At 63.4% G+C, this 26,886-nt stretch carries 26 protein-coding genes; 14 read left to right on the top strand and 12 right to left on the bottom strand.

The features are described from left to right. Positions 1–78 precede the first annotated feature (78 nt). Both earP and efp read left to right on the top strand, forming a co-directional pair. Positions 79–1,275 (top strand): elongation factor P maturation arginine rhamnosyltransferase EarP, encoded by a 1,197-nt coding sequence (gene earP, locus PG887_RS03835; RefSeq protein WP_270821206.1) that lies wholly within the window; start codon positions 79–81, stop codon positions 1,273–1,275. 45 nt (positions 1,276–1,320) lie between these two features. Further along, positions 1,321–1,887, top strand: coding sequence for an elongation factor P (efp, locus tag PG887_RS03830; protein ID WP_010673788.1), 567 nt, complete (start codon positions 1,321–1,323; stop codon positions 1,885–1,887). Between the two features lie 94 nt (positions 1,888–1,981). Here efp and PG887_RS03825 read toward each other — a convergent pair whose 3' ends face one another. From PG887_RS03825 to PG887_RS03810, 4 genes are read right to left on the bottom strand one after another with little or no spacing between them, the layout of a single operon-like run. After that, complete coding sequence (locus tag PG887_RS03825) at positions 1,982–2,653, bottom strand: methionine ABC transporter permease (RefSeq protein ID WP_010673787.1); 672 nt, start codon at positions 2,651–2,653, stop codon at positions 1,982–1,984. After that, positions 2,638–3,432: a methionine ABC transporter ATP-binding protein gene (locus PG887_RS03820; protein ID WP_010673786.1), complete on the bottom strand. Its 795-nt coding sequence runs from the start codon at positions 3,430–3,432 to the stop codon at positions 2,638–2,640. Before PG887_RS03820 ends, PG887_RS03825 begins: the two co-directional genes overlap by 16 nt. Continuing rightward, positions 3,429–4,241: a MetQ/NlpA family ABC transporter substrate-binding protein gene (locus tag PG887_RS03815; protein WP_042014517.1), complete on the bottom strand. Its 813-nt coding sequence runs from the start codon at positions 4,239–4,241 to the stop codon at positions 3,429–3,431. The genes PG887_RS03820 and PG887_RS03815 overlap by 4 nt, the downstream gene beginning before the upstream one ends. A gap of 21 nt (positions 4,242–4,262) precedes the next feature. Then, positions 4,263–5,303 carry an isopenicillin N synthase family dioxygenase gene (locus tag PG887_RS03810; RefSeq protein ID WP_039041093.1) on the bottom strand — a complete coding sequence of 347 codons (1,041 nt, stop codon included), beginning with the start codon at positions 5,301–5,303 and terminating at the stop codon, positions 4,263–4,265. A gap of 310 nt (positions 5,304–5,613) precedes the next feature. Between PG887_RS03810 and PG887_RS03805 the strand changes: the two genes are divergently transcribed. Beyond that, entirely contained in the window at positions 5,614–6,384 is a 771-nt protein-coding gene (locus tag PG887_RS03805) for a DUF3530 family protein (RefSeq protein ID WP_039041094.1), read from the top strand. Between the two features lie 120 nt (positions 6,385–6,504). Further along, positions 6,505–7,461, top strand: coding sequence for a D-2-hydroxyacid dehydrogenase (locus PG887_RS03800; protein WP_270821205.1), 957 nt, complete (start codon positions 6,505–6,507; stop codon positions 7,459–7,461). A gap of 86 nt (positions 7,462–7,547) precedes the next feature. Here the strand turns inward: PG887_RS03800 and PG887_RS03795 are convergent, their stop codons facing one another. Both PG887_RS03795 and PG887_RS03790 read right to left on the bottom strand, forming a co-directional pair. Beyond that, a complete protein-coding gene (locus tag PG887_RS03795; RefSeq protein WP_039041096.1) occupies positions 7,548–8,021 on the bottom strand; it encodes a YMGG-like glycine zipper-containing protein in 474 nt (157 codons plus the stop codon). A gap of 241 nt (positions 8,022–8,262) precedes the next feature. After that, positions 8,263–9,807 (bottom strand): sensor domain-containing diguanylate cyclase, encoded by a 1,545-nt coding sequence (locus PG887_RS03790; RefSeq protein WP_270821204.1) that lies wholly within the window; start codon positions 9,805–9,807, stop codon positions 8,263–8,265. 290 nt (positions 9,808–10,097) lie between these two features. Here PG887_RS03790 and PG887_RS03785 point away from each other — a divergent pair, with 290 nt between their 5' ends. Continuing rightward, entirely contained in the window at positions 10,098–10,700 is a 603-nt protein-coding gene (locus PG887_RS03785; protein ID WP_010673779.1) for a nitroreductase family protein, read from the top strand. A 105-nt stretch (positions 10,701–10,805) separates the two neighbouring features. Further along, positions 10,806–12,266 carry a sensor domain-containing diguanylate cyclase gene (locus PG887_RS03780; protein WP_270821203.1) on the top strand — a complete coding sequence of 487 codons (1,461 nt, stop codon included), beginning with the start codon at positions 10,806–10,808 and terminating at the stop codon, positions 12,264–12,266. Between the two features lie 21 nt (positions 12,267–12,287). Here PG887_RS03780 and PG887_RS03775 read toward each other — a convergent pair whose 3' ends face one another. Then, positions 12,288–12,959 carry an HAD-IA family hydrolase gene (locus tag PG887_RS03775; protein WP_270821202.1) on the bottom strand — a complete coding sequence of 224 codons (672 nt, stop codon included), beginning with the start codon at positions 12,957–12,959 and terminating at the stop codon, positions 12,288–12,290. Then, positions 12,956–13,180: a hypothetical protein gene (locus PG887_RS03770; RefSeq protein ID WP_010673776.1), complete on the bottom strand. Its 225-nt coding sequence runs from the start codon at positions 13,178–13,180 to the stop codon at positions 12,956–12,958. Before PG887_RS03770 ends, PG887_RS03775 begins: the two co-directional genes overlap by 4 nt. 114 nt (positions 13,181–13,294) lie before the next feature. Between PG887_RS03770 and PG887_RS03765 the strand changes: the two genes are divergently transcribed. Continuing rightward, positions 13,295–14,182 carry a LysR family transcriptional regulator gene (locus PG887_RS03765; protein WP_270821201.1) on the top strand — a complete coding sequence of 296 codons (888 nt, stop codon included), beginning with the start codon at positions 13,295–13,297 and terminating at the stop codon, positions 14,180–14,182. A 45-nt stretch (positions 14,183–14,227) separates the two neighbouring features. Here PG887_RS03765 and PG887_RS03760 read toward each other — a convergent pair whose 3' ends face one another. The 3 genes from PG887_RS03760 to PG887_RS03750 form a co-directional block, all read right to left on the bottom strand. Beyond that, entirely contained in the window at positions 14,228–14,863 is a 636-nt protein-coding gene (locus tag PG887_RS03760; protein ID WP_069652118.1) for a cold shock domain-containing protein, read from the bottom strand. Between the two features lie 103 nt (positions 14,864–14,966). After that, positions 14,967–15,533 (bottom strand): cysteine hydrolase family protein, encoded by a 567-nt coding sequence (locus PG887_RS03755; protein ID WP_043153192.1) that lies wholly within the window; start codon positions 15,531–15,533, stop codon positions 14,967–14,969. A 140-nt stretch (positions 15,534–15,673) separates the two neighbouring features. Then, positions 15,674–16,837, bottom strand: coding sequence for an FAD-dependent monooxygenase (locus tag PG887_RS03750; RefSeq protein WP_270821200.1), 1,164 nt, complete (start codon positions 16,835–16,837; stop codon positions 15,674–15,676). Between the two features lie 224 nt (positions 16,838–17,061). On the opposite strand from PG887_RS03750, the gene miaB reads away from it, so the two are divergent. The 5 genes from miaB to lnt all read left to right on the top strand — a co-directional run bounded on the left by miaB (position 17,062) and on the right by lnt (position 22,752). Beyond that, positions 17,062–18,495, top strand: a complete 1,434-nt coding sequence (gene miaB / locus PG887_RS03745) for a tRNA (N6-isopentenyl adenosine(37)-C2)-methylthiotransferase MiaB (RefSeq protein WP_270821199.1) — start codon at positions 17,062–17,064, stop codon at positions 18,493–18,495. 50 nt (positions 18,496–18,545) lie between these two features. Then, positions 18,546–19,604: a PhoH family protein gene (locus PG887_RS03740; RefSeq protein ID WP_010673771.1), complete on the top strand. Its 1,059-nt coding sequence runs from the start codon at positions 18,546–18,548 to the stop codon at positions 19,602–19,604. Beyond that, entirely contained in the window at positions 19,601–20,065 is a 465-nt protein-coding gene (gene ybeY, locus PG887_RS03735) for an rRNA maturation RNase YbeY (protein WP_039041101.1), read from the top strand. Before PG887_RS03740 ends, ybeY begins: the two co-directional genes overlap by 4 nt. A gap of 95 nt (positions 20,066–20,160) precedes the next feature. Beyond that, on the top strand, positions 20,161–21,042 hold the full coding sequence (gene corC, locus PG887_RS03730) for a CNNM family magnesium/cobalt transport protein CorC (RefSeq protein WP_010673769.1): 882 nt from the start codon (positions 20,161–20,163) through the stop codon (positions 21,040–21,042). A 180-nt stretch (positions 21,043–21,222) separates the two neighbouring features. Then, the gene (gene lnt / locus PG887_RS03725) at positions 21,223–22,752 is read left to right on the top strand and encodes an apolipoprotein N-acyltransferase (RefSeq protein ID WP_270821198.1); all 1,530 of its coding nucleotides are present in this window, start codon (positions 21,223–21,225) and stop codon (positions 22,750–22,752) included. Between the two features lie 211 nt (positions 22,753–22,963). On the opposite strand, the gene PG887_RS03720 is transcribed toward lnt, so the two are convergent. Next, the gene (locus tag PG887_RS03720; protein ID WP_270821197.1) at positions 22,964–23,452 is read right to left on the bottom strand and encodes a zinc ribbon-containing protein; all 489 of its coding nucleotides are present in this window, start codon (positions 23,450–23,452) and stop codon (positions 22,964–22,966) included. 251 nt (positions 23,453–23,703) lie between these two features. On the opposite strand from PG887_RS03720, the gene leuS reads away from it, so the two are divergent. Both leuS and PG887_RS03710 read left to right on the top strand, forming a co-directional pair. Next, on the top strand, positions 23,704–26,280 hold the full coding sequence (gene leuS / locus PG887_RS03715) for a leucine--tRNA ligase (protein ID WP_270821196.1): 2,577 nt from the start codon (positions 23,704–23,706) through the stop codon (positions 26,278–26,280). Between the two features lie 112 nt (positions 26,281–26,392). After that, positions 26,393–26,875, top strand: a complete 483-nt coding sequence (locus tag PG887_RS03710) for an LPS-assembly lipoprotein LptE (protein WP_010673765.1) — start codon at positions 26,393–26,395, stop codon at positions 26,873–26,875. The last annotated feature ends 11 nt before the right edge of the window (positions 26,876–26,886 follow it).

The following is a 26,886-nucleotide window of genomic DNA, read 5'->3' as shown; positions in this document are numbered from 1 at the left end:
CCCGAGCCGACCGTTAGAAGCCAGCCAACCGGTGTGCTACCCTGCGCACCGGTTTTTTTGCATCTGGGACCCTGCGCCATGACAAGCCCTCTCCCCCCCTTCGACTGGGACATCTTCTGCTGTGTCGTCGACAACTTCGGTGACATCGGCGTCACCTGGCGACTCGCCCGCCAGCTCAAACAGGAAGGCGCGCTCCCGGCGCAGAAGAGTGAGGTGCAAGTGCGGCTCTGGGTGGACGATCTGGCTAGCTTCGCCCGCATCTGCCCGGCGCTCGACCCCGCACAGGACGGTCAGTGGGTCGATGGCATCTATGTCCAGCACTGGCACGAGCGCCTCCCCGCCGACATGACACCGGCCAGGGTGGTCATCGAGGCGTTTGCCTGCGAGCTGCCTGCCCTCTTTATCGAACGCATGGCCGAGCAGACCACCCCCCCCTGCTGGATCAACCTCGAATACCTCTCGGCCGAGAGCTGGGTCGAGGATTGCCATGGCCTCGCCTCGCCCCAGCAGGTCGGCAGCCGGCGCCTCGACAAGTACTTCTTCTTCCCGGGTTTCACCGCCAGAACCGGCGGCCTCTTGTGCGAGCACGGCCTCATCGTCGAGCGCGAGCGCTGGCAACAGGATGTAGCGGGACTGGCCGCCTACTGGGCCAGCCTCGGCCTGCCACCCCAACGAGAAGACGAGCTGCGGGTCAGCCTCTTTACCTACGAGAGCGAGGCGCTCAGGAGCCTGGTCGAGGGCTGGCGCCAGAGCGTCACCCCCGTCACCCTGCTGCTGCCGCTGGGGCGCTCCCTCGACGACGTGCTCATCGGCGCAGGGCTGGCAGAGGCCATTCCCGGTGCCCGGGCCGGAGATCTGCTCCAGGCGGGCAACCTCACCATCAAGCTGCTGCCGATGACCGATCAGAGGGGCTACGATCGCCTGCTGTGGAGCTGCGATCTCAACCTGGTGCGCGGGGAGGACTCCTTCGTGCGGGCCCAGTGGGCGGGGCGCCCCTTCCTCTGGCACATCTACCAGCAGGAAGAGGATGCCCACATGGTCAAGCTGGACGGTTTTCTCGACCACTACCTCTCCCCCTTGCCAGCGCCGGCCGGTCAGTGGCTGCGCCGCTTCAACCATGCCCTCAACCGGGGGGAACACACCGGTGAACTCTGGGCACAATGGCCGCAATACGCAGCCATATGGCAGCAACATGGGCGCACCTGGCCACAGAGGCTGCTGGCGGACGGAGATCTCGTCACGAGGTTGGTGAAATTTTTAGAAAGCCGTATATAATCTGGCAGTTTTTATCCGTCCGTTTCACGAACAGGAATTTTTTACATGAAAACCGCACAGGAAATCCGCGCTGGTAACGTAGTCATGATCGGCACCGAGCCGATGGTGGTCCAGAAGGCTGAATTCAACAAATCCGGCCGTAACTCCGCCGTGGTCAAGATGAAGCTGAAGGGTCTGCTGAACGGCAGCGCCACCGAGACCGTCTTCAAGGCCGACGACAAGCTGGAAGTCGTTCAGCTGGAGCGTAAAGAGTGCACCTACTCCTACTACTCCGACCCGCTGTATGTCTTCATGGACACCGAGTACAACCAGTACGACGTCGAGAAAGACAACCTGGGTGATGCCCTGAACTACCTGGTAGACGGCATGGAAGACCTCTGCGAAGTGACTTTCTACAACGAGAAAGCCATCTCCGTAGAACTGCCGACCACCATCGTGCGTGAAGTCGAGTACACCGAGCCGGCCGCCCGTGGCGACACCTCCGGTAAAGTGACCAAGCCTGCCCGCCTGAAGGGCACCTCCTACGAGCTGGCCGTTGCCGCCTTCGTGGAGATCGGTGACAAGATCGAAATCGACACTCGTACCGGTGAATTCAAGCGTCGCGTCAACTAAGTTGACCCCTTGATGTGATTGCAAAAAAAGCGAGCCAAGGCTCGCTTTTTTATTGGCTGGCACCTCACGGCCGGCCTGATGAGAAGCCGTGCCCCTAGCGGCGATGGGCCAGTGCCCGCACCAGCCTGTCCCCCACCCCCTGTACCAGTTGCACCAGCAGCAGCAACATGACCACGGTCCCTGCCATCACCTTGTCATCAAAGCGCTGGTAGCCATAGCGGATCGCCAGATCCCCGAGCCCGCCACCACCGACCACCCCTGCCATGGAGGAGAAGCCAATGAGCATCACCACCGTCAGGGTGAGTCCGGCCAGCAGCGCCGGCAAGGCCTCGGGCAGCAGCGCCTTGACGACCACGTGCCAGCCGCTGCCCCCCATGGCCAGCACGGCTTCGACGCGCCCCTTATCCACCTCATCGAGGGCGCTCTCCACCACCCGGGCAAAGAAGGGGAAGGCCCCCAGGGTAATGGGAACGATGGCGGCGGTGCTGCCCAGTGAGGTGCCGACCACCAGCCGGGTCAGGGGGATCAGGGCGATCAGGAGCACCACGAAGGGGAGCGACCGCCCGATGTTGATACCGATCCCCAGCACCATGTTGAGACGGGGCAAGGGCAGCACGCCCCCGGGACGGGTCACCACCAGCAGCACCCCGGTCGGCAGCCCCAGCAACAGGGTGAACACGGCCGCCACTCCCACCATGTAGAGCGTTTCGAGCGACCCCTGATACATCAGTTCGAGCAAGGCATCGACACTCAGGCGACTCTGCATAAACGCACCTCCTCTGTGACTCCGTGACGCGCCATGAAACGCCGCAGGATCTCGGGATCCGGCAACAAGGCCTGCCGCACGCGGGAGTCGGGGTTGGCCAGCAGGGTGCCCAGAGCGCCGCTTTCCACCAGCTGACCCCGTTCAAGCAATGCCGCGTGATCGCAGATGGCCCTGACCACCTCCAGCTCGTGGGTGATGAGCACTATGGTGATCCCGAGGCGGCGGTTGATGTCGGCAAGCAGCGCCAGCACCGACTCCGTGGTCTCCGGATCCAGGGCACTGGTCGCCTCGTCACAGAGCAAGTGGCGCGGATTGGCGGCCAGGGCGCGGGCGATGCCCACTCGTTGCTTCTGCCCCCCCGACAACTGGGAGGGGAAGGCGCGACGGTGCTCGCCAAGCCCCACCAATTCCAACAGCTCGCTGACCCGGGCTGCCCGCTCCCGGCGCGCCACTCCGGCGATTTCCAGCGGGACCGCCACGTTCTCCTCCACGCTGCGGGCGTGCAGCAGATTGAAGTGCTGGAAAATCATGCCGGTCCCCTGACGGTGGCGGCGCAAGGCCGCCCCCTCCAGGGCCGTGATGTCGCGGCCATCGAACAGGATGCGGCCCCGGCTTGGCCGTTCCAGCAGATTGAGGCAACGAATGAGCGTGCTCTTGCCCGCGCCGCTGCGCCCGAGAATGCCGTAGATGGCCCCATCCGGAATCTCGAGCGACACCCCCTCCAGAGCGGGTTGCCCGTGCCCCGGGTACTGCTTGCCGAGCCCCTCCAGCACTATCATGACTGCCGCCCGGCCACCGGAATCACCGACCCCTTGTAGCTCTTGCGAATGAAGTCGGCGATCGCCCTGGACTCCAGATCCCGCGCCAACTGGCGGATCCGCGGATCATCCTTGAGCGCCGGGGTGGTCACCAGGATGTTGGCGTAGGGATTGTTCTGGGCGCTCTCCAGCCCCAGGGCATCGCGAGCAGGCTCCAGCCCCGCCTCCAGGGCATAGTTGCCATTGATCACCGCCAGATCCACGTCGTCGAGGGAGCGCGGCAGCTGCGGCGCCTCGATCTCCAGGATCCTGAGCGCCTTGGGGTTGGTGGCGATGTCGTGCACCGTCGCCAGATCCCGCGCCGGATCTTCATGACCGGCCTTGAGGGTGATGAGCCCCTCGTGCTGCAACAGATAGAGGGCCCGGCTCAGGTTGGTGACATTGTTGGGCAGGGCTATCACCGCCTTTTCCGGTACCTCCCTCAGGTGCTTGAACTTCTTCGAATAGATGCCAAGAGGCTCCACGTGTACGGTCGCGGCCACCACCAGCTCGGTGCCGAGCGCCTTCTCCTGATCCCGCAGGTAAGGGACGTGCTGGAAGTAGTTGGCATCCACATCACCCGCCACCAACAGGGCATTGGCATTGATGCCGCCGCTGAGCTCGATCACCTGCAGATCCAGCGAAGGGTCCTGGCGTTTCACCTCGCCGAGGATATCCGCATGGGGCAGTGGATCCGCGGCAACCCGCAGCGCCTGGGCTGCCTGGGCGGAGAGAGAGAGTCCGAGGGCCAATACCAGGCCGCTCAGGGAAAACAGTCCGTGCTTGTTCATCTTGTGCTCCTTGCCATGCAATCAATGGGTGGTTTCGCCGACCGCCAGCGCCCGGGGCGCCGGCAACAGATCGGCATGGTGGCGCAATGCCACATCAGGGTGAGAACGCAGCCGCCCCTTGAGGTAGTTCCAGCCCACCTCCCGCAGCAGCGGATTGTGCGGGTCGGTGGCAGGCCCCCTGGCTTCACGGGCCAGTGCCTCGGGCAGCGGATAGACGGGCACCACTGCGTCGAGCTGGGCCCCTAGGAAGAAGGCGATGGAGAGACGCTCCTGCCCCGGCGCCGACGGCACCACCCGGTGCACGGTCGCCCGCAGGTAGCCGTTGCTGGCGAGCTCCAGCAGCTCACCGATGTTGACCACGAAGGTGCCGGGGAGCGGGAGCGCATCGATCCAGTGATCCGGCGCCACCTCCACCTGCAGGCCGGGCTGGTCATCCTGCAGCAGGAAGCTCAGGAAGCCCGAATCCTTGTGGGGACCGACCCCCTGGGTGGCGCCCCGCTCACCGGGATAGCGGATCAGCTTGATATGTTCGTTGGGACGCTCTCCGTGCAGGGCATCGAAGGCATCTGGCGACAGTGCGAGCGCCTCGGCAAAAGCCCCGAGCAGGGTACGGGACATGCGAGTCATCTGCCCACGCCAGCGCGTCAGCACGGGTTGCAGTGTCGGCAGCGCCTCCGGCCACTGATTCGGCCCCTGCAACCGCCACCAGGGCGGATCGCCCGCCGCGCGCGGCAAGGCTGGGCGATCGGCACCGATATCAAACTGCTCTCGCCAGTCGGGTTGACCCCGGGTCAGCTCCGCCCCCGGTCGGTTGTAGCCACGAAAATGGGGAGAGTGGATCATGGCGACCTGCTGCTTGGCCGCCAGAGGCAGCGCAAAGAAGGCCCGCGACAGCTGCTGCACCTCCTGCTGCAGCTCGGGATCGATGCCGTGGCCGGTCAGGTAGAAAAATCCCGTCTCTCTCGCGGCATCGCGCAACGATGCCAGAAAATCGGCCCGGGCGTCGGGCGAGGCATCCAGCTGCCTCAGGTCGAGGATGGGCAAGTGAACCAAGGTGCTCATGGCGATAACGCTCCCTGTCGATGGAAAGTGAGGGTGAATCTCTCGTTCTGACGAGACAGGGGGGGAGAATTCTCCGCCTGCGGCCAGTGACGACATGCCCCGGCCCCCTGTCTGCCTGCCCTTACTGAACCATGTATGGGTCACAGGATGGAACAATCAAAACCGGGAATGCTTTGCCATTTGGAACAATCCCGGCCCCGTGTCCGGCCCGCCGGTCAGACCCTCTTCGCCACCGCCGATGCCGATGTGCCCCCTTGCCCTAAAGAAACCCCCGGCGAGGCCGCTATGAGGGAGTGCTGGAGGATCCCCCATGACATTTCGCCCCTATCTGCTGCTGACCCTGCTTGCTTTTGCCGCCCACGGCGCCGGGCAGGCACCGTCAGGCGCCGCCCCGGATCCAGCCCCCCTGGTTCCCCCCGACTACTGGCAGAGCAGCGACTGGCAGGGAATACCCGACAGCACCAGGGTGGACAAGCAACAGGTACTGTTTGCCAAGCACGACAGCGACAACTACGTGGGTCTGGTCATCCTGCTGCCCGACTGGCAGCGCAGCGGCCAGCTGTGGCAACTGACCCGGGAGCTGGGGCGCCTCGGTTTCGATACCCTGCTGCTGCTCCCCTCGCCGCAGCAGACCGAGCTCGACCCCGCCGCCGAGAAGAAACAGCAGGTCATCGACGATTTTCGCAAGCAGTTTGCCTCCCGCATCAGCAAGCTGGGGGATGCCAAGCTGCAGGAGGGGGGCTTCAAGCTGCTGCTGGCCCAGGGTACCAGCGCCGCCTGGGCCGCCAACCTCATCGCCAGCGAACAGTTGCCCGCCCCCGATGCCCTGGTGCTGCTCGACGGCTTCTTCCCCAACCAGCTGAGCAACCAGACCCTCGCCAAGCAGATAGCCCAGGGCAGCATCCCTACCCTGGATCTCTATCAGGAGGAGGGAGGACGCTGGCCCCTGCTGGCGGCCGAAGCCCGCAGAAGCGAGAGCCGCCGCAGCCACAAGCTCAACTACCGCCCCTATGCCCTGATGGATCTGGAGGAGACGCCGGGGCGCATCCAGGGCTGGCTGACGCACCTGGGCTGGATCTGAGTCCCTCCGAGGCACAGCCACCCGCCTTTACCTTCCCCATCGGACTTGGCCCGATGCCACCGCGCTGGTCAGCCGCCCTCCATGTTTGGCATCATGTCCGAACCAATGGCAGGAGGCTTCATGCAGCAAATCGTGTTTCTCGACAGCGACACCCTGGACACCGGCATCAATCTGCGCCGCCCCGATTTTCCCCATCACTGGCAAAGCTACCCGACCACGGCACCGGATCAGGTGGTGGAGCGGCTCAAGTGCGCCAGCATCGCCATCATCAACAAGGTGCGCATCGGGGCCGATGAACTGGCCCAGCTGCCCGAACTGCGCCTGATCGCCCTGGCCGCCACCGGCAGCGACAACCTGGATCTGGAGGCGTGCCGCGCCGCCAATGTCGCCGTGTGCAATATCCGCAACTACTCGGGCCCTTCCGTCCCCGAGCACGCCATGGCCCTGATGCTCGCCCTGTCGCGCAACCTGTTCGCCTGGCGCCAGTCCCTGCTGGAGTGGCGCTGGCAACAAAGCGGCCAGTTCTGCTTCTTCGACCACCCCATCACGGATCTGCATGGCAAGCGCCTCGGGATCATCGGCAAGGGAACCCTGGGACAGGCACTGGGACAGCGGGCCAGCGCCATCGGGATGGAGGTTTACTATGCCCAGAGCCAGGTCGGCTCCCCGGGGGATGACGACAGGCTGCCCCTGGATGCCCTGCTGCAAAGTTCGGATGTGATCAGCCTGCACTGCCCGCTCACCCCCTACACCCGCCATCTCATCGGGGAGCGGGAGCTGGCCCTGATGAAACCGGGCGCCCTGCTCATCAACGTGGGCCGTGGCGGCCTGGTGGACGAGCAGGCGCTGCTCGAAGCCCTCGGCAACGGCCGTCTGGGCGGCGCCGGTTTCGATGTGGCGAGTGTCGAGCCGCCGCCTCCGGATCACCCTCTGATGCAGGCCCTGCGTTACCCCAATTTCATCCTGACTCCCCACGTGGCCTGGGCCAGCGAAGAGTCGATGCAGCGCCTCGCGGATCAGCTCATCGACAACATCAACGCCTTCTCCCTTGGCAGGCGCCAGCACCGGCTGGTGTAAGAGGCCGCTCGCCGCCCCTCACGGGCCGGCAGCTGGATCAAAAAAGGGGCCAAAGGCCCCTTTTTGTCGGTCAGCTTGCCGCGGCATCAGTCGTCATGCCATCTGTGCTTGCGGTGCTTTTTGTGTTTCTTGTGGTGCTTGTGATAGCGCCTGTCATCGTAATAGCGATCGCCGCGGCTCTCATGACCATCCCCGGTCCTGGCTCCGATGGCGGAGCCACCGGCACCACCGATGCCGGCGCCGATCAGCTGGCCCGTGCTGCCACCGACGCTCTTGCCGATGGCAGCCCCGCCCAGGGCACCAACGGCGCCGCCGAGCGCAGCTTCGTTCTTGTTGCCTCTATTGGCCGTGGCCGCACCACCGGCCGCGCCCCCCAGGGCTGCCCCCACCAGGGCGCCGGTGTCGCCACCCAGCTCCTTGCCGATCATGGTGCCCGCCACCCCGCCGGCTCCGCCGCCGAGAATGGTATTGAGGGTCTCGGATGCCTGCACCTGTCCTGTGCCCAACAGCAACGCCCCCAGCAGCGCCAGTGCGCTCATGCCAAACGGTTTCATTTTCATGGGGTACTCCTGTCAAACCTGATGATTGATTATTTTTCCCTACACTATACAAAGCCCCCTGACCTGCGCCACTGCCGCAAGGGGCACCTCACGGCCAGCCCTCCCTGTCTCCGGTTCGCGACACAATGCAAGAAAGCAGGCTAACCACCTGAAACCACATCAAAAAAAAAGGTCACACGAGAAATCATCCCCGTCATGACCCTTTTCTAGGCCCAAAGGCCCTTTTTTGCAGCGATCACCGTCAGACAGATACTGTCACAACCTCCCCGTCAACGGGCGACGACGCCGCCAGATGCCAGCAATCCCGCCCCTGGTGCTTGCTCTCGTACAGGCAGGCATCCGCCCGCTCGAGCAGCGTCAGGGCATCATCCGGATAGCGCGCTCCGCCGGCGCTCAGGGTGATGGCATCCGCGAATTCCCGCCATTTCAGGGCCTTCACCCGACCGAGCAGGTGGGTCAGGCGACATTCCACCTCCGCCTGCTCCCAGGGCAGCAAGGCCGCAAATTCATCGCCCCCGATGCGGTAGACCCGCTCATCCCCCAGGGTTCTCGCCATGATGGTGGCTACCCGAAACAGCACCGCATCCCCCACACCGTGTCCCCAGCTGTCGTTGACGCGCTTGAAGTTGTCCACATCGAACAGCACCAGCCAGTAGGGTGTCCCCGCCTGCTCCAGCCCGGCCCGCTGCTGATCGAAGGCCCTCCGGTTCAGGATGCCGGTGAGAGGGTCGTGGAGCAGGGCATCCTGCCCTTGCAGCAGGCTGTTTCGCACCTGTTCTATCTCCCCCAGGCTGCCGTGCACGAACCAGGTTCGCTGACGCTGCTGGATCTCCTTTCGCGCCTCATCCCGGATGAGGCCGCTGAGCGAGCCCTGCACAAGCGCCTGCTCCTGGCGAAAGATCCGCATCAGAAAGCACAGGCTGCACAGCCAGATGCAGAGCAGCGCCAGGGCGGGCAGCACCACCATCAGCAGGGTGTCTTGCAGGTTTTCATGAAAATGGGAGGGGGGGAGATAGACGTTGAGATCCCACTCCATCCCCTCCAGAGCGTGTTGCAGGTGGCGACCGGCCCAGAACCCGTCCAGCCCAGCCGCCTGCGTCTCCCGCTCGAGATGGGGCGGCAACAGCGACAAATTGTGCCCCACCACCAGCTTGCCGCCCTTGCGCTCGGTGATGTAGAGGGCCACCGGGTCCTCACCCACCGCCCGGTGCAACGCCCCCTGCAAGGCGCTGAACGACATGTCCACCATCAGCAGCCCAAGCAGTTGCCCCTCATCATCCTTGACCCGCTTGATGAGGGTCAGTACCTCTCCGGCCAAATCGAACGCCGGGTAGGGACCGAACCAGACGAGATCATCACCCTCGCCGGACAGGGTCTGGTACCAGGGCCGCGCCTGTGCCCGGTAGCCCTCCGGTTGCTGCCAGTCGGGATAGCTGTCGAGCCGATGGGTGCGCGCGTTGTAGAAATAGAGGAAGTGGGCGTCGTACTTGAACTGATGGGCAATGGCCCAGATGGGATTGATGGCCGATGCCCCGGCAGCGATGGCCTGCTTGTCCAGGGACGCCTCCAGTACGCCAAGCTGGCGGCGGTTGTCCTGCGCCATGTCCTGGAGCAGGGTGGCGTCGAGGGCGGCCAGCATGTGACCGTAACCCGCCACCGTCTTGTCGATGCTGCTCAGGTAGCTGGCTGCCGCCAGCAACAGGGTGGCGATCAGCACCAGCCCTCCCAGGAGAAACGACAGCGGAGTCAGTATGTAATAGCGTTCCTTGATCAGCGCCGCCGTCATGTCAATCTCTATAAAATGTCATATTGGATGAATTTTATAGATTAAAAATCTGCAAAAGATATTGATTGAAGTCATTAACATCCACTGCTAATGATAAAAAAGATATCAAGGTGTCTCACGGCCATATTCACATCCGTCATGTGAATATCCATAAAAAGTAGAAACAGTCATTACTCCTCGTTGACGGTTTATTGCCCGCAAGGTGCTATAGTCGATGACTCGAGAAATCGGAGCCAGATGACCTTTGTCGGCAACGCTGGCGGTGATGATTCATCAACCAAGGAGATGTTATGAGCAGTCCGTTTATCGAACAGATCAAAGCACGTCGTACCATCTATGCCCTGGGCAACCGGGTGACCCACTCCGAGGCCCAGCTGACCGCCCTCATCAAGGATGCCGTCAAGCACAGCCCCTCTTCGTTCAACTCCCAGAGTTCCCGTGCCGTCATCCTGTTCGGCGAGCAGCACCACAAGCTGTGGGACATCGTCAAGGCGGAGCTCAAGAAGATAGTGCCGCCGGAGGCCTATCCCCAGAGTGAAGCCAAGATCAACGGCAGCTTCCGCGCCGGGGCTGGCACCGTGCTCTTCTTCGAAGACACCGCCGTCATCGAGGATCTTCAGCAGAAGTTCGCTCTCTATGCCGACAACTTCCCCATCTGGTCCGAACATGCCACCGGGATCGCCCAGTTCGCGGTCTGGACCACCCTGGCCCAGGAGGGCATCGGCGCCTCCCTGCAACACTACAACCCGCTCATCGACGATGCGGTCCGCAAGGAGTGGGACCTGCCCGCCAGCTGGCTGCTCCGTGCCCAGATGCCTTTTGGCAGCATAGAGCAACCTGCCGGCGACAAGACCTTCATCGACGACGACGTGCGTTTCCGGGTCTTCAAGTAAGCCTTCACGCCCCCTCCACCAGGGGGCGTTTTCATCTCGCACTCGTTCACCCTTGTCACGTGCCAGCCATACTCTGAGCAAACCCTCTCTTGTCAGGAGGTCCCCATGGGGGACATCGCACGCCAACGTACCTCATGCACATTGACGCCCTTGTCCGCTCTGTTGTGTGTCGCCGCCCTGGTACTGCTGTTCTCGCTGATCGGCATCTTCACCCGCCCCCCCAACCTGCTGGCGGCCTTCTGGCCTGCCAATGCGGTCATGCTCGGCTGCATGGTGCGCTATCCACGCCTGGCCACACCGGCGGGCTGGGCCGGCGGCATACTGGGCTTTTTTCTCGCCGCCCTCTTCACCGGTGAGCCCCTGTTCAAAACCATCCTGCTGACCTGCGGCAACCTGGCCGGCATCGGCGTCGGGTATCTGCTGATGCATCGGCTCGCGCCTGCCGACAAGCTCCTCAGGCGCCCCACCTCCCTCGTGCTCCTGCTGCGAAACACCCTGGCCGCCTCCCTCGCTGCCGGCGTGGTCGGCGCCATCATCAATCCCATCCTGTCTCTGGGCCCCCCGCTCTACGGGCTGGGCTTCTGGTTTGCCAGCGAGCTGGTGAACTACATGACCATACTGCCGGTGCTCCTGACACTGCCTCCCCATGACAGCGTGCCCCCCTGGCGCACCCTCCTCTACCGCACCGAGTTCTCCTGGACCGGATTGATGCCGTTGCTGAGCCTGGTGGCCTCCCTGCTGCTCACCCTGCTCATCGAGGGGCCGGGATCCATCGCCTTCCCGGTACCGGCACTGCTCTGGTGCGCCGTCACCTACTCCGTCTTCGCCACCAGCCTGCTGACCCTGGGTTACAGCACCCTGATCCTGATCGCCCTCTCAAACGGCCATCTCGTCATCAATCACGATGTCCAGACCCAGTACTGGATGTTCTCCGTCCGGATAGGGGTCATGCTGATCGCTCTCACCCCCCTGACCGCCGCCAGCATCATGGCGGCCCGCAACAGCCTGCTGCGGGAGATGAAACACCTGGCCCACCACGATCACCTGACCGGTGCGCTGAACCGGGCCGGCTTCTGGTCGGCCGCCAATGAACTGCTCCAGCACCTCACGGTGCAGCGCTACCCTGTGGCGATCTGCATGCTGGACATCGATCATTTCAAACGCATCAATGATCGTCACGGTCACGAAGAGGGGGACAACCAGTTGAGCGGCTTCGCGGCCCGGGTGCGTGACCAGCTTCGACCGGGGGACCTCTTCTGTCGCCTGGGGGGAGAGGAATTCGTGGCCATCTTGCCCGGCCTCAGCGAGGAGCAGGCCATGGCGGTGGCCGAGCGGCTGCGAAAAATCGTCGCGCAGCCAGGGGAAGAAAATGGAGCCGAGCCCGCCGTCTGCATCACGGTCAGCATCGGTATCGCCTCCCAGAGAGAGGGCCCCTTCAATCTGGACGAGCTGCTCTCTCGCGCCGATCAGGCGCTCTATCTGGCCAAGCACAATGGCCGCAACCGGGTGGAACGCTACTCGCCTGAGCAGGCTTCCCCCAGCGCCGGGCAATCTTGCGGCACCTGAATGGCGTGGCTCTTGTCGTCATCATCCGGCCTCTGCCGGCTGCGGGGCGGGCAGATGAAGATGGAGCCCGTCCGATGCCACCTCGATCTCGATCCCGCGCCAGTCCCGCAGCCAGCCCTTGAGCCTGTCGTCATACCGCCTTGTTCCCCCCATCTGCACCACCTGGCAACCCGCCTGCAGGGCGCTGGCGATGCCCGCTGGCGCATCCTCGAACACCAGGCAATCGGCCGGAGCCAGTCCCAACCGGCTGGCAGCCAGCAAATAAGGCTCGGGATCCGGCTTGCCCCGTACCACATCCCCGGCGCACACCAGGAGACGGGGCAGCGGCAATCCGGCGTGCAGCAGCCGGTGCTCTGCCACCCTCCGGCTTGCGGAGGTCACCAGCGCCCAGCGCGTCGGCGGCAGCTGTTCGAGCCGTCGCCGGGCACCGTCCAGGGGCATCGGCGCCGCAGCGTATGCCATCTCCAGATCGTCGAGCAGGGCCACCTCCACCGCCATGTCCAGCTGGGGAGCCAGGGCCCCTATCACCTCCCGTGAGCGCACGCCGTGACACATGGCGAGCACGGGAGCGGGATCCAGCCCATGGTGCTGACACCAGCGCCGCCACACGACTTCCACGTCGCCGGTGGAGTGGACCAGGGTCCCGTCCATGTCCAGCAGCAGGGACGCGGCCCTCACGCGCACCGCGCTCACAGGGCTCTCCCCGCCAGCGCATCGGCGAAGACCTGCCGCTGGGCAGCGGCCTCGTAACAGGCGAGCGCCTGCTCCGCATTGCTGGCCCACACCGGCAAGGGGGCGACAACAAACCCCTGCTGCAACAGGCTGGTCAGCAGCTCCCCGGTCTCCGGTGCGGCCAGCGGCTGAGCCATCACCAGGCTCCCCTTGATCAAGAACAGATAGCGTTCGCTCGACATGACATGACTCCTTGTGGCTGAACAGCGGGCAAGCAGGCCCGTTTCGAGACCATTAGAACAAGGAGATTAGATAATTTATAATCAATAAATCTCCACATTGGATAACCAAATGGAATGAGATTCGACCTGAGACAATTGCAGGCCTTCGTCATGCTGGCCGAGAGTGCCAACTACCGGGAGGCGGCCAGCCGGCTTTTTGTGACGCAACCGGCCCTGACCAAGCAGATCCAGGGGCTGGAGCAGGCCCTCGGCAGCACCCTGTTCAACCGGGGCCGCCACGGGGCCGAGCTGACCGCCATCGGCCTCCAGTTGCTGCCCCAGGCCAGGGCTCTGGTGGATCACGGCAAGGGATTCGAGCAGCATGCCCTGGCGCTGGCAAGCGGTGCCGCCGGACGCCTCAACATCGGGTTCGGGCTCTCCAGCTTCGCACTGGCCCCCTCCCTGGTGGCCCGTTTCAAACAGCAGGCCCCCGACGTGCTGGTTCACCTGCGGGACACCACGTCCGCCATACAGCAGGAGCACTTGCTGGCGGGTCGGCTGCAACTGGGCTTCATGCGACGGCCTGATGCGCCACAACTGAGGGAACACAGGTTGCTGACGGACAGACTGGTCCTGGCCGTCCCCACCCGGGTGGCAGGGCCGGACTTCGACCTGGAGCGGGCGCTGATCCGCGATCCCTTGCTGCAGATGGTGGGCCATCGCTGCCCGGGTCTCAGCCAGCAGATCGCCCGCTTTCTCGGCGCCAACCGGCTGACCGGTCTCATCCAGGAGGCGGAAGACATCCAGACCCTGGTCGCCCTGGTGGCCGCCGGTATCGGCAACGCCATCCTGCCGCGCAGCGTGGGGTTCATCGCGGGCAAAGATGTTACCCTCTACCCCCTCTCCGGCCCCTGGTCGGAATGGGAAATCAGCCTGGTGTGGAACCCGGAATTTGCCGATCCCATCCGGGATCGCTTTCTGGCCCTGGTCAGGGCGGCATATCCGCAGAGCCACAGCCTCTGAGAGGAGCGCAGCCCGAACCGGAATCCTGAAGTACATAACGGCTGGCTAATGGCCACACCACTGCCGCTCGCAGGGGATGCCGTCTCCTTCCCCATCCATCTTGGTATTGGGGCAATTTTGCAAAAACCAGGTCGCCTCCTCGCAGGAAGTCATCTGGGAGCAATGCTGACGGCCATCGCACTGACGAACAAAAGTCGGAACCTGAACCGTACTGTTCGAAGTACTGTCCTCCTGGCTAAAAGAGGGAAAGGATGGAAGTGAGGCAAACTCGGCCGAGAAGCGGGAATAGAGGGAGAACAACCCCGCCAGCACCAATAGGGGGATTAACTTGCCACCCCAGCTCCCCTTGCGACGAGGAGCATGATACTCCCGGGTTCTATATGTGGTGGCGTGTGGTGCCCGAGGGCTCAAATCCTCCCTGCTCCCACGATCCGGCATGGATGGCATAGGTCCGCCAGCCAGCGAGAGCGGGCGGTCGGGAAAGAACACTTGTACGGCACAAGGCTTGCCATCCTTGCTGCTCCCGATCAGATAGGAAACCTTTTCCCCCACCTCCGGCGGCCTGCCATCGAATTGCAGGGTGGTGATGTGAACAAAAAGATCGGCACCGCCCTGCTCCTGCTTGATGAACCCGAAACCGCGTTGTGAATTCCAGCTCGCGATCCTGCCCTGATAACGCATGTCCTCATCCTTGTGGCCAGTACGGTTCCACTCATGTTGCCCGAAATTGGTTCGGTTTCAACAGAGCATTGGCATGAAAAATGAGTGGATTAGATACGAGTGGTCAGAGCAGCTCCGCGACCTTGATGATCTCGGCAATGCGACCGAGCATGCGCAGGGAAGCCTGGTGTTCTGCGGCATCCGCCGCCGCGCAGGCATCCTCCAGGATGGTGATGGCGTAGTCCCGATCGTGGCCATCTCGCACCGCCCCCTGAATGGCCCAGCTGGTGCTCACGCCGCACACATAGAGATGCTCGATGCGATTGGCCCGTAGCGCGGGCTCCAGCGCCGTGCCGTAGAAGGGGCTGACCCTGGGTTTGGTCAGCACCAGATCCCCGGGTTGTACATCGAGATCCGGGTGAAAGTCGGTGCCGCTGTCCGCCAGGGAGAGGGCCCCGAACTGCCGGGCACGGCCAAACATGGGGGAACCCCTGGGTTGCAGCAGATAGCCCTCGTCAAACCCCACCTTGATGAGCACCACCAGCCAGCCGTGAGCGCGGGCATGAGCCAGCGCCTGATTGGCGTGCACAATGGCGTTCTGCTCGATCACCTGGGCCGCCGAGGCGGCGATGCGCCCGTCCGGGTGGGCGATGTCGTTGATGAAATCGATCACCAGCAATGCCTTGTTCATGGTGTGCTCCCCCCTTGCCTGAGGCCGTTTTGCCCCTGCGCCGCCTGGATCACTCCTCGCGGCCATATAAAAAACCGGCTGGCACCATCACACGGATTGATATGCCACCCGATTGGCACCTGGCAGTGCCACGCACTGCCTCATACCAGCCCAAGCGCATAGCGTAGCGCCATCTCCTTGAGGGGGCCCGCCTTGTCCGCCAGATTCAGCGCCAGGTTGCGGGCAAGCCTGAGGGGGCCTATCTCGTTGCTGAAGACCCCGTAGAAGAGATCCATCCCCGACTGCATCAGCAGGTTGTCAGGGCGGCGTCGCCCCTCGTAACGCCCGGCCAGCGCCAGCTCATACCACTGTGCCCCCGCCTTGCCGAGCAACCCGGCCCAGCAGGCCACGTCCTTGAAACCGAGGTTGACCCCCTGCCCCGCCAGCGGGTTGATGGTGTGGGCCGCATCCCCGAGCAGCACCACTCGCCCGGCGTGATAGTCGTTGGCGTGGCGGCGCACCAAGGGGAAGCTCCCCTTGGCCGTCACGGTGAAACCGCCAAGGCGGCTGGGGAAGTGGCGGCGCACCTCGACGGCCAGGGCCTCGTTGCTCATGGCGGCCAGTGCCCGGATGCGGGCCGGGCTGTCATACCAGACCAGGGAGCCATGGCGGCCCGGCAGCGGCAGGAAGGCGCGCGGGCCGCTCGGGGTGAACTGCTGCCAGGTGATGTCTTCCTGGGCAAAATCGGTGTCGATGTTGATCAGCATGCAGTGCTGGCGGTACTCGAAACGCGACACCCCGATGCCGGCCAGTCGCCGGGTGTGGGATTCGGCACCATCGCAGGCCAGCACCCAGCGCGCCTGCAGCTCGGTGCCGTCATCCAGGGTCAGCACGGCGTCATCCGCACTCTGGCGCAGACTCGTCACCGCCGCCGGGGTATGGGTCTGGATGGTCGGGAAATCCTCCATCCTTTTCAGCAGGGCGAGCTGGATCAGCCGGTTCTCGATGATGTAGCCGAGCTGGGGCAGCCCGAGATCCACCGCGTCGAAGCGGGTAGCGAAGCCGTCCAGCTCCCAGGTCTCCAGCCGGCGATAGGGGCACAGCCGCATCTGCTGCAGATATTGCCAGGCACCGGCCCGGGTCAGCAGCGCCACCGAGGCCTGACTGATGGCGGAAACCCGCAGATCCAGCGGCTGCTCGGGGGCATAGGGCTCGGGCAACCGGGTCTCGATGACCCGTACCGAGAGCCCCTCTGCCGCCAGCAGGCAGGCGGTGGCGGCGCCCACCATGCCAGCGCCGACGATGGCGATATCACACTGTTCCATAACTTGATTCCTGCAAGGAGTCCCCGCGATGAGGGGCAAGGGCCGAACCGAATGGGGCATGATAACGCAAGGAGGCGGCAGAAACAGTGAGGGGGATGCGCAATTGCCGACGACAAGCCGGCCCTGATGGCGGCGGGCGGCCCCAGACTGGTCAGCACCGGGATTGCGGAGTAAAATGGCCGGTCCTTTGACCCTGCCGATTTCAAAACCAGTCACGAGAAGCAATGAGCAAGAAACTTCATATCAAGACCTGGGGCTGCCAGATGAACGAGTACGACTCGTCCAAGATGGCGGACCTGCTGGATGCCAGCAATGGCTACACGCTTACCGAGGAGCCGGAAGAGGCAGATGTGCTGCTGCTCAACACCTGTTCCATCCGCGAGAAGGCCCAGGAGAAGGTGTTCCACCAGCTCGGTCGCTGGAAGAAGCTCAAGGCGAAAAAACCGGGGCTGGTGATCGGGGTGGGCGGCTGCGTCGCCTCCCAGGAAGGGGAGAACCTGCGCAGCCGGGCGCCCTATGTGGACATCGTCTTCGGACCCCAGACCCTGCACCGCCTGCCGACCATGATCAAGCAGGTGCAGGAGGGGCGCGGTGCCCAGGTGGACATCGCCTTCCCCGAGATCGAGAAGTTCGACAACCTGCCCGAACCCCGTGCCGAGGGGGCGACCGCCTTCGTTTCCATCATGGAAGGCTGCTCCAAGTACTGCTCCTTCTGCGTGGTGCCCTACACCCGTGGCGAGGAGGTGAGCCGGCCGCTGGATGACGTGCTCTATGAAATCGCCCAGCTCGCCCAGCAAGGGGTGCGCGAAGTGAACCTGCTCGGCCAGAACGTCAACGCCTACCGGGGGCCGACCTTCGACGGGGAGGTCTGCACCTTCGCCGAACTGCTGCGCCTGGTGGCTGCCATCGACGGCATCGACCGCATTCGCTACACCACCAGCCACCCGGTCGAGTTCACCGACGACATCATCGAGGTCTATCGTGATACCCCCGAGGTGGTCAGCTTCCTGCACTTGCCCATCCAGAGCGGCTCGGATCGCATCCTGACCATGATGAAGCGCCCGCACACCGTGCTGGAGTACAAGTCCAAGATCCGCCGCCTGCGCGCCGTGCGTCCCGACATCACCATGAGCTCCGACTTCATCGTCGGCTTCCCGAACGAGACGGACGAAGACTTCGAGGCCACCATGAAACTCATCGAGGAGATCAACTTCGACATGAGCTTCAGCTTCATCTACAGCCCGCGCCCCGGCACCCCGGCCGCAGACCTGCCCGATGACGTCGACATGGAAGTGAAGAAGGCCCGCCTGACTCGACTGCAAAACCGCATCAATCACCAGTCCATGCTCATCGGCCGCGCCATGCTGGGCTCGGTGCAGCGCATCCTGGTGGAGGGGCCCTCCAAGATGGATCCCATGCAGCTCAGTGGCCGCACCGAGAACAACCGGGTGGTCAACTTCGAGGGGCCGCACCGCCTCATCGGCGGCTTCGCCGACGTGGAGATCACCGACGTACGCCCCTACTCCCTGCGCGGCAGCTTCATCCGCGGCGAGGACGAAATGAACCTGCGCATCGCCACGGCCCCGAGCGAGATCCTCGCCCGTCGTCCTGACAACGTGCCCGATGATCTGGGCGTTGCGGCCTTCAGACCCCATTGATGACTCTCTCCCCCGCACCCTGGCGGGGGAACAACCGATAAGAGGACACCTTGAGCCGACACATCTCCACCCTGAATCTGCACCTTGAACCCGCCGACAACCAGCGCCTCGCCAGCCTGTGCGGACCCTTTGACGACAACCTCAAGCAGCTGGAGCGACGTCTCGGCATCGAGATAAGCTACCGGGACAACCACTTCCAAGTGATCGGCAAGCAGGCCCAGGTGGAGGCGGCTGCCGTCATCCTCAAGCACCTCTATGTGGAAACCCAGCCCCTCAAGGGGAGCAAGGTGAGCGACATCACCCCCGAGATGGTGCACCTGGCGGTGCAGGAGTCCCGCGTGCTGGAGCAGGACGACGAACCCGCCCCTTCCCTGCCGTATGGCAAGGAGGTCACGGTCAAGACCAAGCGCGGTCTCATCAAGCCCCGCAGCCCGAACCAGGCCCAGTACATCGCCAATATCGTGCGCCACGACATCAGCTTCGGCATCGGGCCCGCCGGGACCGGCAAGACCTATCTCGCCGTGGCCGCCGCCGTGGATGCCCTGGAGCGCCAGGAGATCCGCCGCATCCTGCTGACCCGCCCGGCGGTGGAAGCCGGTGAGAAGCTCGGCTTCCTGCCCGGCGATCTTTCCCAGAAGGTGGACCCCTACCTGCGCCCCCTCTACGACGCCCTGTTCGAGATGCTGGGCTTCGAGCGGGTGGAGAAGCTGATGGAGCGCAACGTCATCGAGGTGGCGCCGCTCGCCTACATGCGAGGCAGAACCTTGAATGACGCCTTTATCATCCTGGACGAGGCCCAGAACACCACCACGGAACAGATGAAGATGTTCCTGACCCGCATCGGCTTCAACTCCAAGGCGGTGGTGACCGGCGACATCACCCAGGTGGACCTGCCCCGCAGCACCAAATCCGGTCTGCGCCACGCCCTGGAGGTGTTGCAGGGGGTCGATGGCCTCTCCTTCAACTTCTTCGAGTCCAAGGACGTGGTGCGTCATCCCGTGGTGGCCCGCATCGTGCAGGCCTACGAGGCATTCGATGCCCAGCAGGCGGCCGAGAAGAGCGCAGCCACTCCCCGCAACGAAAACACCAGCAAAGAGAGTGCCCAATGAGCGTGACCCTGGATCTGCAACTGGCCTGCGCCAGCCCGGACGGCCTGCCGACCGAGGCCCAGCTACAAGGCTGGCTCGACGGCACCATTCTGGGCTTCCAGCCCGAGGCCGAGGTGACGGTGCGCCTGGTGGACGAGGCGGAGAGCCGCGAGCTCAACCACACCTATCGTGGCAAGGACAAGCCCACCAACGTGCTCTCCTTCCCCTTCGAGGCGCCACCGGGTCTCGAGCTGCCCCTGCTCGGGGATCTGGTGATCTGCCGCCAGGTGGTCGAGGCCGAAGCCGTCGAACAGGGCAAGCCCCTGATGGCCCACTGGGCTCACATGGTTGTGCATGGCAGTCTGCATCTGCTAGGTTATGACCATATCGAGGACGAGGAAGCCGAGGAGATGGAGCAGCTCGAGCGCGACATCATGCAGGAACTGGGCTTCGCCGATCCTTATCTGAACGACGAAGAGTAACGAACCGGATGGTCATCGTCTTGAAACAGCCGATGCCCATCCTCATATAGCCACAACGATTTCAAGTGTGTTCATACGAGTAACCAAGAGAGAAAATGACCGACGATCACCCTAGTACCGGCTCGCCGAAGAAAACCTGGCTCGACAAACTCAGCCAACTCTTCCAGGGCGAGCCAAAAGACCGCAACGATCTGGTAGAGGTCATCGCCGATGCCGAAGAGCGGGACCTCATCGATCAGGACACCAAGGACATGATCGAGGGCGTGCTCGAAATTGCCGAGCTGCGCGTGCGTGACATCATGATCCCCCGCTCCCAGATGGTGACCATCGAGAAGTCCCAGCCGGTGGACGAGTTCCTGCCGGTCATCATCGAATCCGGCCACTCCCGCTTCCCGGTGATCAACGAAGACAAGGATCACGTGGAGGGCATCTTGCTCGCCAAGGATCTGCTGCCGTTCGGTTTTGGCGGCCAGCATGCCAGCGAACCGCTCCAGCTGGAGAAGATCCTGCGTCCCACGGTGATCGTGCCGGAGAGCAAGCGGGTCGATCGCCTGCTCAAGGAGTTCCGGGAAGAGCGCTACCACATGGCCATCGTGGTGGACGAATTTGGCGGTGTCTCTGGCCTCGTGACCATCGAGGACATTCTGGAGCTCATCGTCGGCGAGATTGACGACGAGTTCGACGACATCGAGGACGAGCCGGAAGAGATCCGCCGCATCAGCAAGCGGGTCTTCTCGGTGAGCGCGCTGACAGAGATCGAGGACTTCAACGACTTCTTCGGCACCCAGTTCAGCGATGAAGAGGTGGACACCGTCGGCGGTCTGGTGATGCACGCCTTCAGCCACCTGCCCAAGAAGGGGGAAGAGATCGAACTCGACGGCTACCTGTTCAAGGTGATGCACGCCGATCGCCGTCGCCTGCAACAGTTGCAGGTGAAGATCCCCGAGCATCATGCGGCGGCGCAGCCGGAGTCCTGATCCCGCCCAGCACCACGCACATCCCGCGCCCCTCTCGTCAGGGGCGCTTTTTTTACCTCTCTCCCGCCGCGCGACCGCCCCTGGGCCCACGCCGACCGCGAGGCTCGCCGTTGACCCGGTTTGCGGTTAAGATGTCGGCCATTGTGTTTCCATTCAGTCCAATTCGAGCCCCGATCCCCCGTGAAATCGAAACTCCTGACCAGCCTGTTTGCCATTGCCAGCGGCGCCATCGCCGTGCTGGCCTTCTCCCCTTTCGGCTACTGGCCCCTGGTGATCCCCTCCCTGCTCGGCCTTTACGCCCTGCTGGACAAGGCCACCCCCAAACAGGCAGCCTGGCGCGGCTTCGGCTACGCCATGGGTCTGTTCCTGCCCGGGCAGTGGTGGATCCACGTCAGTATGACGGAGTTTGGCGGCATTCCGCTGCCAGCCGCCTTCGTGCTGCTGGCCGGGCTCTGCGCCTATCTCTCCCTCTACCCGACCCTGGCTTGCTGGCTCTTCGCCCGCTTCTTTGCCGGCCGCCACTGGAGCCGCTGGCTGCTCGCCTTCCCGGCGCTCTGGCTGATGGCCGACTGGCTGCGGGGCTGGGTGATGACAGGCTACCCCTGGCTCTGGTTCGGCTACACTCACATAGACGGCCCCCTCAAGGGCTTCGCTCCCCTTCTCGGGGTGCAGGGCATCACCCTCGCCCTGCTGCTCACCGCCTCCGCCCTCTGGCTGGTATGGCAACACCGCAAGCCGGCCTGGCTGCTGCTCCCCGTCGCCCTGGTGGGCGCCGCCCAGGGGCTGATGCAGCTCAACTGGGTGACCCGGGGTGAACCGGTCAAGGTCGCGCTGGTGCAGGGCAACATCGAGCAGTCCCTCAAGTGGGATCCGGAGGCCCTGGTACCGACCGTGCGCAAGTATCAGGATCTCAGCCGCGAGAACCAGGATGCCGACATCATCGTCTGGCCGGAGTCCGCCATCCCGGCCATCGAGAAGGAGATGGGTACCTATCTGGAGAGCCTGGACAAGGCGATGAAGGTGAACGACACCGGCCTGCTGGCGGGGATCATCCATTACGATCTGAAACAGCAGCGCTTCTTCAATACCGTGCTCGGCATGGGGGTACAGGATGCTGAGGGCAAGGAGTCCTACTACTACGAGCACAAGAACCGCTACTACAAGTACCACCTGCTGCCCATCGGCGAGTTCGTGCCCTTTGAAGATCTGCTGCGTCCCATCGCCCCCTTCTTCAACCTCCCCATGTCCTCCTTCAGCCGGGGTGACGAGGTGCAGCCGAACCTGATCGCCAAGGGGCTCAAGTTTGCAGCCGCCATCTGTTACGAGATCATCTTCCCGGACGAGGTGCGCCGCAACGTGCAGCCGGATACCGACTTTCTGCTGACCGTCTCCAACGACGCCTGGTTCGGCACCAGCATCGGCCCCTGGCAGCACATGGAGATCGCCCGCATGCGCGCCCTCGAGCTGGCCCGCCCGCTGCTGCGCGACACCAACACCGGCATCACCATCGTCACCGAGATAGACGGCAGCATCATCGCCCAGATCCCGCAGTTCGAGGCTGGAGTATTGCGTGCCGAGGTACGCCCCGCCCACGGCCAGACCCCCTATCTGCGTTTTGGCAGCTGGCCCATGTATGGCCTGGCCGCCGCCCTGCTGGGGCTGGCCCTGTGGCTGCGCCCCCGCGCCCACCCCTGGGCGCGCACGCTCTGAGCATGTTAAGAACATAAAAAGAGGCGCCCATGGGCGCCTCTTCTCTGTATGGCAGTCTGCCGCCAGCTCAGAACCTGTTCACGATCTGTAACGAGAGGTCGTCAACAAGGTGAAGAGCAGCGCAGGAACCGGAGCGTATAGATATACGTGAGGATTCCGAGCAGCACATGAGCCTTGATCACGGCCTCGCAGCAAGAGCGTGGATTGGTTCTCAGGGTGACAGCGGCTCACGGTGATACTCATCGGCCCCACACTCGGGGCAGGTGCCAAGCTGCTCGGGGTGCAGCACGGTATGGCGCCACTCGCAGTGATCGCACACCAATACTCCGAGCCCCACCCAGTCCCCCGCCCGGTAGACCCCCTTGTGTTCCAGCTCGTCCGCCAACTCCTGCCACTCCACCTGGGTGCGGTCGGTCACGTCTGCCAGCCAGGACCAGGCGGTGTCCTTGAGCGCCAGCATGAAGGCCGACTCCTCCACCTGATCATCCTTGCGCCCTTCGTCATAGTTGCCCAGATCCCGCTTCACATACTCGGCGATCAGCGCCAGCTCGTCCTGGGTCAGATCCCCGGCCGCCTCCAGATAGGCCTGCACCTTGGCGATCATCCGGTTGAGGCGCTCTCCCTGAAACGCTTCCGTCTCTTCCCACTGCTTCTTGAGCTGGGTGATAAAGGCTTCATACCCTTGTCGACGTTTGTCCATGGCCATCACTCCTCTGCTGAATCCCGATCGAGCCAGACCCTGACCTCGGGCTCGGCGGATACGGGCGGCGGTTGCCATTCTCACTTCGTTGCGACTCTCGCGGCTCTTGCGGCTCTGCAAATCCTCGCGGGTACCGGACCTGGCCCGAGACCGGGCGGATGCTGGCGGTTGTTGCCGCCGCAGGATATGGGTATTCTATCGGGATTTCCCAGCCGTTTTATCTATTCATTTCACAGATCCGGATGTCACCAATGCAAGAGCAATACGTTCCCCAATCCATAGAACCAGCAGTGCAGAAGCACTGGGATGCCAAGAAAACCTTCAAGGCGGTGGAGAAAGTAGACAAGGAAAAGTTCTACTGCCTCTCCATGTTCCCCTATCCGTCTGGTCGTCTGCACATGGGGCACGTTCGCAACTACACCATAGGTGATGTGATCTCCCGTTATCAACGGCTCAATGGCAAGAACGTGCTGCAACCCATCGGTTGGGACGCCTTCGGCCTGCCGGCGGAAAACGCCGCCATCAAGAACAACACGGCACCGGCCCCCTGGACCTACGAAAACATCGAATACATGAAGAACCAGCTGAAGATGCTGGGTCTGGGTTATGACTGGGATCGGGAGCTGGCCACCTGCAAGCCGGACTACTACCGCTGGGAGCAGTGGTTCTTCACCAAGCTCTACGAGAAGGGTCTGGTCTACAAGAAGACCTCTTCCGTCAACTGGTGCCCGAACGACATGACGGTGCTGGCCAACGAGCAGGTAGTGGACAACTGCTGCTGGCGCTGTGATACCCCGGTGGAACAGAAAGAGATCCCCCAGTGGTTCATCAAGATCACCGACTACGCCGAAGAGCTGCTGAACGACATCGACAATCTGGAAGGCTGGCCGGAAATGGTCAAGACCATGCAGCGCAACTGGATTGGCCGCTCCGAAGGGGTCAACATCAGCTTCAATATCGACGGTCAGGCCGAGCACCTCGAGGTCTACACCACCCGTCCGGACACCTTCATGGGTGTGACCTATGTGGGCATCGCCGCCGGTCACCCGCTGGCGCTGCAAGCAGCCCAGAACAATCCGGAGCTGGCCGCCTTCATCGAAGAGTGCAAGAACACCAAGGTGGCCGAAGCTGAACTGGCCACCATGGAGAAGAAGGGCATGGCCACCGGCCTCTACGCCATTCACCCGCTGGATGGCCGCAAGGTGCCCGTCTGGGTCGCCAACTTCGTGCTGATGAACTACGGCACCGGCGCCGTGATGGCGGTACCGGGTCACGACCTGCGTGACCACGAATTCGCCACCAAGTACGGCCTCGAGATCAAGCCTGTCATCAAGCCGGTTGATGGTGACGTCGACGTGAGCGAAGCGGCTTATACCGAGAAGGGCGTGCTGTTCAACTCCGGCGAGTTCGACGGCCTCGACTTCCAGGGTGCCTTCGATGCCATCGCCAACAAGCTGGAAGGGCTCGGCAAGGGCAAGCGCACCGTCAACTACCGTCTGCGCGACTGGGGGGTTTCCCGTCAGCGCTACTGGGGCGCACCCATCCCCATGCTGACCCTGGCGGACGGTACCGTGGTGCCGACCCCGGAAGATCAACTGCCGGTCCTGCTGCCGGAAGACGTGGTGATGGACGGCATCCAGAGCCCCATCAAGGCCGACGCCGAGTGGGCCAAGACCACCTACAACGGCCAGGAAGCGTTCCGGGAAACTGACACTTTTGACACCTTTATGGAGTCCTCCTGGTACTACGCCCGCTACTGCTCCCCGGACTACGACAAGGGCATGCTGGATCCGGCGGCCGCCAACCACTGGCTGCCGGTGGATCAATACATCGGCGGCATCGAGCACGCCTGTATGCACCTGCTCTATGCCCGCTTCTTCCACAAGCTGCTGCGTGATGCGGGCCTCGTGAACAGCGACGAGCCGTTCAAGCGCCTGCTCTGCCAGGGCATGGTGCTGGCCGACGCCTTCTACTACAAGGATGAGAAGGGCGGCAACGTCTGGGTCAGCCCCCTCGACGTCAAGGTGGAACGTGATGACAAGGGCCGCATCACCAAGGCGGTCGACCTCGAAGGCCGTGAAGTGATGCACTCCGGCATGACCAAGATGTCCAAGTCCAAGAACAACGGCATCGACCCGCAACTGATGGTGGAGCGTTACGGCGCCGATACCGTCCGTCTGTTCATGATGTTCGCCTCTCCGGCCGAGATGACCCTGGAGTGGTCCGACTCCGGCGTAGAGGGTGCCCAGCGCTTCCTGCGTCGCCTGTGGCGCATCACCTTCGAGCACGTATCCGGTGGCGACGTTGCCGCACTGGACGTCGCCGCCCTCACCAGCGACCAGAAAGCCGTGCGCCGCGAGCTGCACAAGACCATCGCCAAGGTGAGCGACGACGTGGGTCGCCGTCAGACTTTCAACACCGCCATCGCTGCCATCATGGAGCTGATGAACAACCTGGCCAAACTGGGCAGCGACGCTCAGGATCGCGCCCTGATGCAGGAAGCGCTGGAAGCGGTCGTGGTCATGCTCTACCCCATCACCCCGCACATCGGCTTCGAGCTGTGGAAGATGCTGGGCAAGGAAGGGGACATCGATGTCGCGGCCTGGCCGGTGGCTGACGAAGCGGCCATGGTCGAGACCGAGAAGCTGGTGGTGGTGCAGATCAACGGCAAGATGCGTGGCAAGCTCACCGTCCCGGCCGAGATCAGCCAGGCCGACGTCGAGAAGCTGGCCATGGCCGATGCGTCCGTACAGAAGTTCACCGACGGTCTGACCGTGCGCAAGGTTGTGTACGTGCCGGGCAAACTGCTCAACATCGTGGCCAACTGATGACGCCTCCCCTGGCGGCGGTCGACGGTCCGGGCCAGGGGCTGACGACACACGGATGATGACGGCGGGCCCTGCGCCCGCCGCTCTTCCCTTCATGCAAAGAGGATTTTTTATGGGCACCATCTTCACGCGCTGGATGGCCATCGTGCTGGCAGGACTGCTGCTGCAGGCCTGCGGTTTTCAGATGCGGGGCACCGCCATTCCCCCCGAGCTGATGACCATGAAAGTGGTCGGTGACAACAAGAGCGACTTCTACCGACTGGTCACAACTCGTCTCAAGGCCGCTGGCGTGCAGCTCGCCGACAAGGAGGGCATCCCGGTGCTGACCCTGGCCGGGGTTCGTAGCCGCAGCCAGGTCGCCTCCGTCGACTCCATCGGCCAGGACCGCGAATACCTGCTGAGTTACAGCACCCAGTTCACCGTGGTCATGCCGGGCAAACCGACCCAGGTCTTCCCCATCACCTTCAACCGCAGCTTCCTGAACAAGCCGGATGCGGCACTCGCCTCCTCCCGCGAGCAGGAGCAGCTCGGCAAGGAGATGCAGGAGCAGGCCGCCAACCTGGTTATTCGCCAGCTCAGTCAGGTCAAGTTCTGATGCGCGTATCT

It is taken from the genome of Aeromonas sp. QDB14, assembly GCF_027707845.1.
Lineage (GTDB): Bacteria > Pseudomonadota > Gammaproteobacteria > Enterobacterales > Aeromonadaceae > Aeromonas > Aeromonas caviae.
This window is presented reverse-complemented; position numbering and strand designations above follow the sequence as displayed.

Excerpts from the sequence above, each read along its gene's own strand:
- earP (WP_270821206.1), top strand. The coding sequence starts at position 79 with ATGACAAGCCCTCTCCCCCCCTTCGACTGGGACATCTTCTGCTGTGTC.
- efp (WP_010673788.1), top strand. The coding sequence starts at position 1,321 with ATGAAAACCGCACAGGAAATCCGCGCTGGTAACGTAGTCATGATCGGC.
- PG887_RS03825 (WP_010673787.1), bottom strand. The coding sequence starts at position 2,653 with ATGCAGAGTCGCCTGAGTGTCGATGCCTTGCTCGAACTGATGTATCAG.
- PG887_RS03820 (WP_010673786.1), bottom strand. The coding sequence starts at position 3,432 with ATGATAGTGCTGGAGGGGCTCGGCAAGCAGTACCCGGGGCACGGGCAA.
- PG887_RS03815 (WP_042014517.1), bottom strand. The coding sequence starts at position 4,241 with ATGAACAAGCACGGACTGTTTTCCCTGAGCGGCCTGGTATTGGCCCTC.
- PG887_RS03810 (WP_039041093.1), bottom strand. The coding sequence starts at position 5,303 with ATGAGCACCTTGGTTCACTTGCCCATCCTCGACCTGAGGCAGCTGGAT.
- PG887_RS03805 (WP_039041094.1), top strand. The coding sequence starts at position 5,614 with ATGACATTTCGCCCCTATCTGCTGCTGACCCTGCTTGCTTTTGCCGCC.
- PG887_RS03800 (WP_270821205.1), top strand. The coding sequence starts at position 6,505 with ATGCAGCAAATCGTGTTTCTCGACAGCGACACCCTGGACACCGGCATC.
- PG887_RS03795 (WP_039041096.1), bottom strand. The coding sequence starts at position 8,021 with ATGAAAATGAAACCGTTTGGCATGAGCGCACTGGCGCTGCTGGGGGCG.
- PG887_RS03790 (WP_270821204.1), bottom strand. The coding sequence starts at position 9,807 with ATGACGGCGGCGCTGATCAAGGAACGCTATTACATACTGACTCCGCTG.
- PG887_RS03785 (WP_010673779.1), top strand. The coding sequence starts at position 10,098 with ATGAGCAGTCCGTTTATCGAACAGATCAAAGCACGTCGTACCATCTAT.
- PG887_RS03780 (WP_270821203.1), top strand. The coding sequence starts at position 10,806 with ATGGGGGACATCGCACGCCAACGTACCTCATGCACATTGACGCCCTTG.
- PG887_RS03770 (WP_010673776.1), bottom strand. The coding sequence starts at position 13,180 with ATGTCGAGCGAACGCTATCTGTTCTTGATCAAGGGGAGCCTGGTGATG.
- PG887_RS03765 (WP_270821201.1), top strand. The coding sequence starts at position 13,295 with ATGAGATTCGACCTGAGACAATTGCAGGCCTTCGTCATGCTGGCCGAG.
- PG887_RS03760 (WP_069652118.1), bottom strand. The coding sequence starts at position 14,863 with ATGCGTTATCAGGGCAGGATCGCGAGCTGGAATTCACAACGCGGTTTC.
- PG887_RS03755 (WP_043153192.1), bottom strand. The coding sequence starts at position 15,533 with ATGAACAAGGCATTGCTGGTGATCGATTTCATCAACGACATCGCCCAC.
- PG887_RS03750 (WP_270821200.1), bottom strand. The coding sequence starts at position 16,837 with ATGGAACAGTGTGATATCGCCATCGTCGGCGCTGGCATGGTGGGCGCC.
- miaB (WP_270821199.1), top strand. The coding sequence starts at position 17,062 with ATGAGCAAGAAACTTCATATCAAGACCTGGGGCTGCCAGATGAACGAG.
- ybeY (WP_039041101.1), top strand. The coding sequence starts at position 19,601 with ATGAGCGTGACCCTGGATCTGCAACTGGCCTGCGCCAGCCCGGACGGC.
- corC (WP_010673769.1), top strand. The coding sequence starts at position 20,161 with ATGACCGACGATCACCCTAGTACCGGCTCGCCGAAGAAAACCTGGCTC.
- PG887_RS03720 (WP_270821197.1), bottom strand. The coding sequence starts at position 23,452 with ATGGACAAACGTCGACAAGGGTATGAAGCCTTTATCACCCAGCTCAAG.
- leuS (WP_270821196.1), top strand. The coding sequence starts at position 23,704 with ATGCAAGAGCAATACGTTCCCCAATCCATAGAACCAGCAGTGCAGAAG.
- PG887_RS03710 (WP_010673765.1), top strand. The coding sequence starts at position 26,393 with ATGGGCACCATCTTCACGCGCTGGATGGCCATCGTGCTGGCAGGACTG.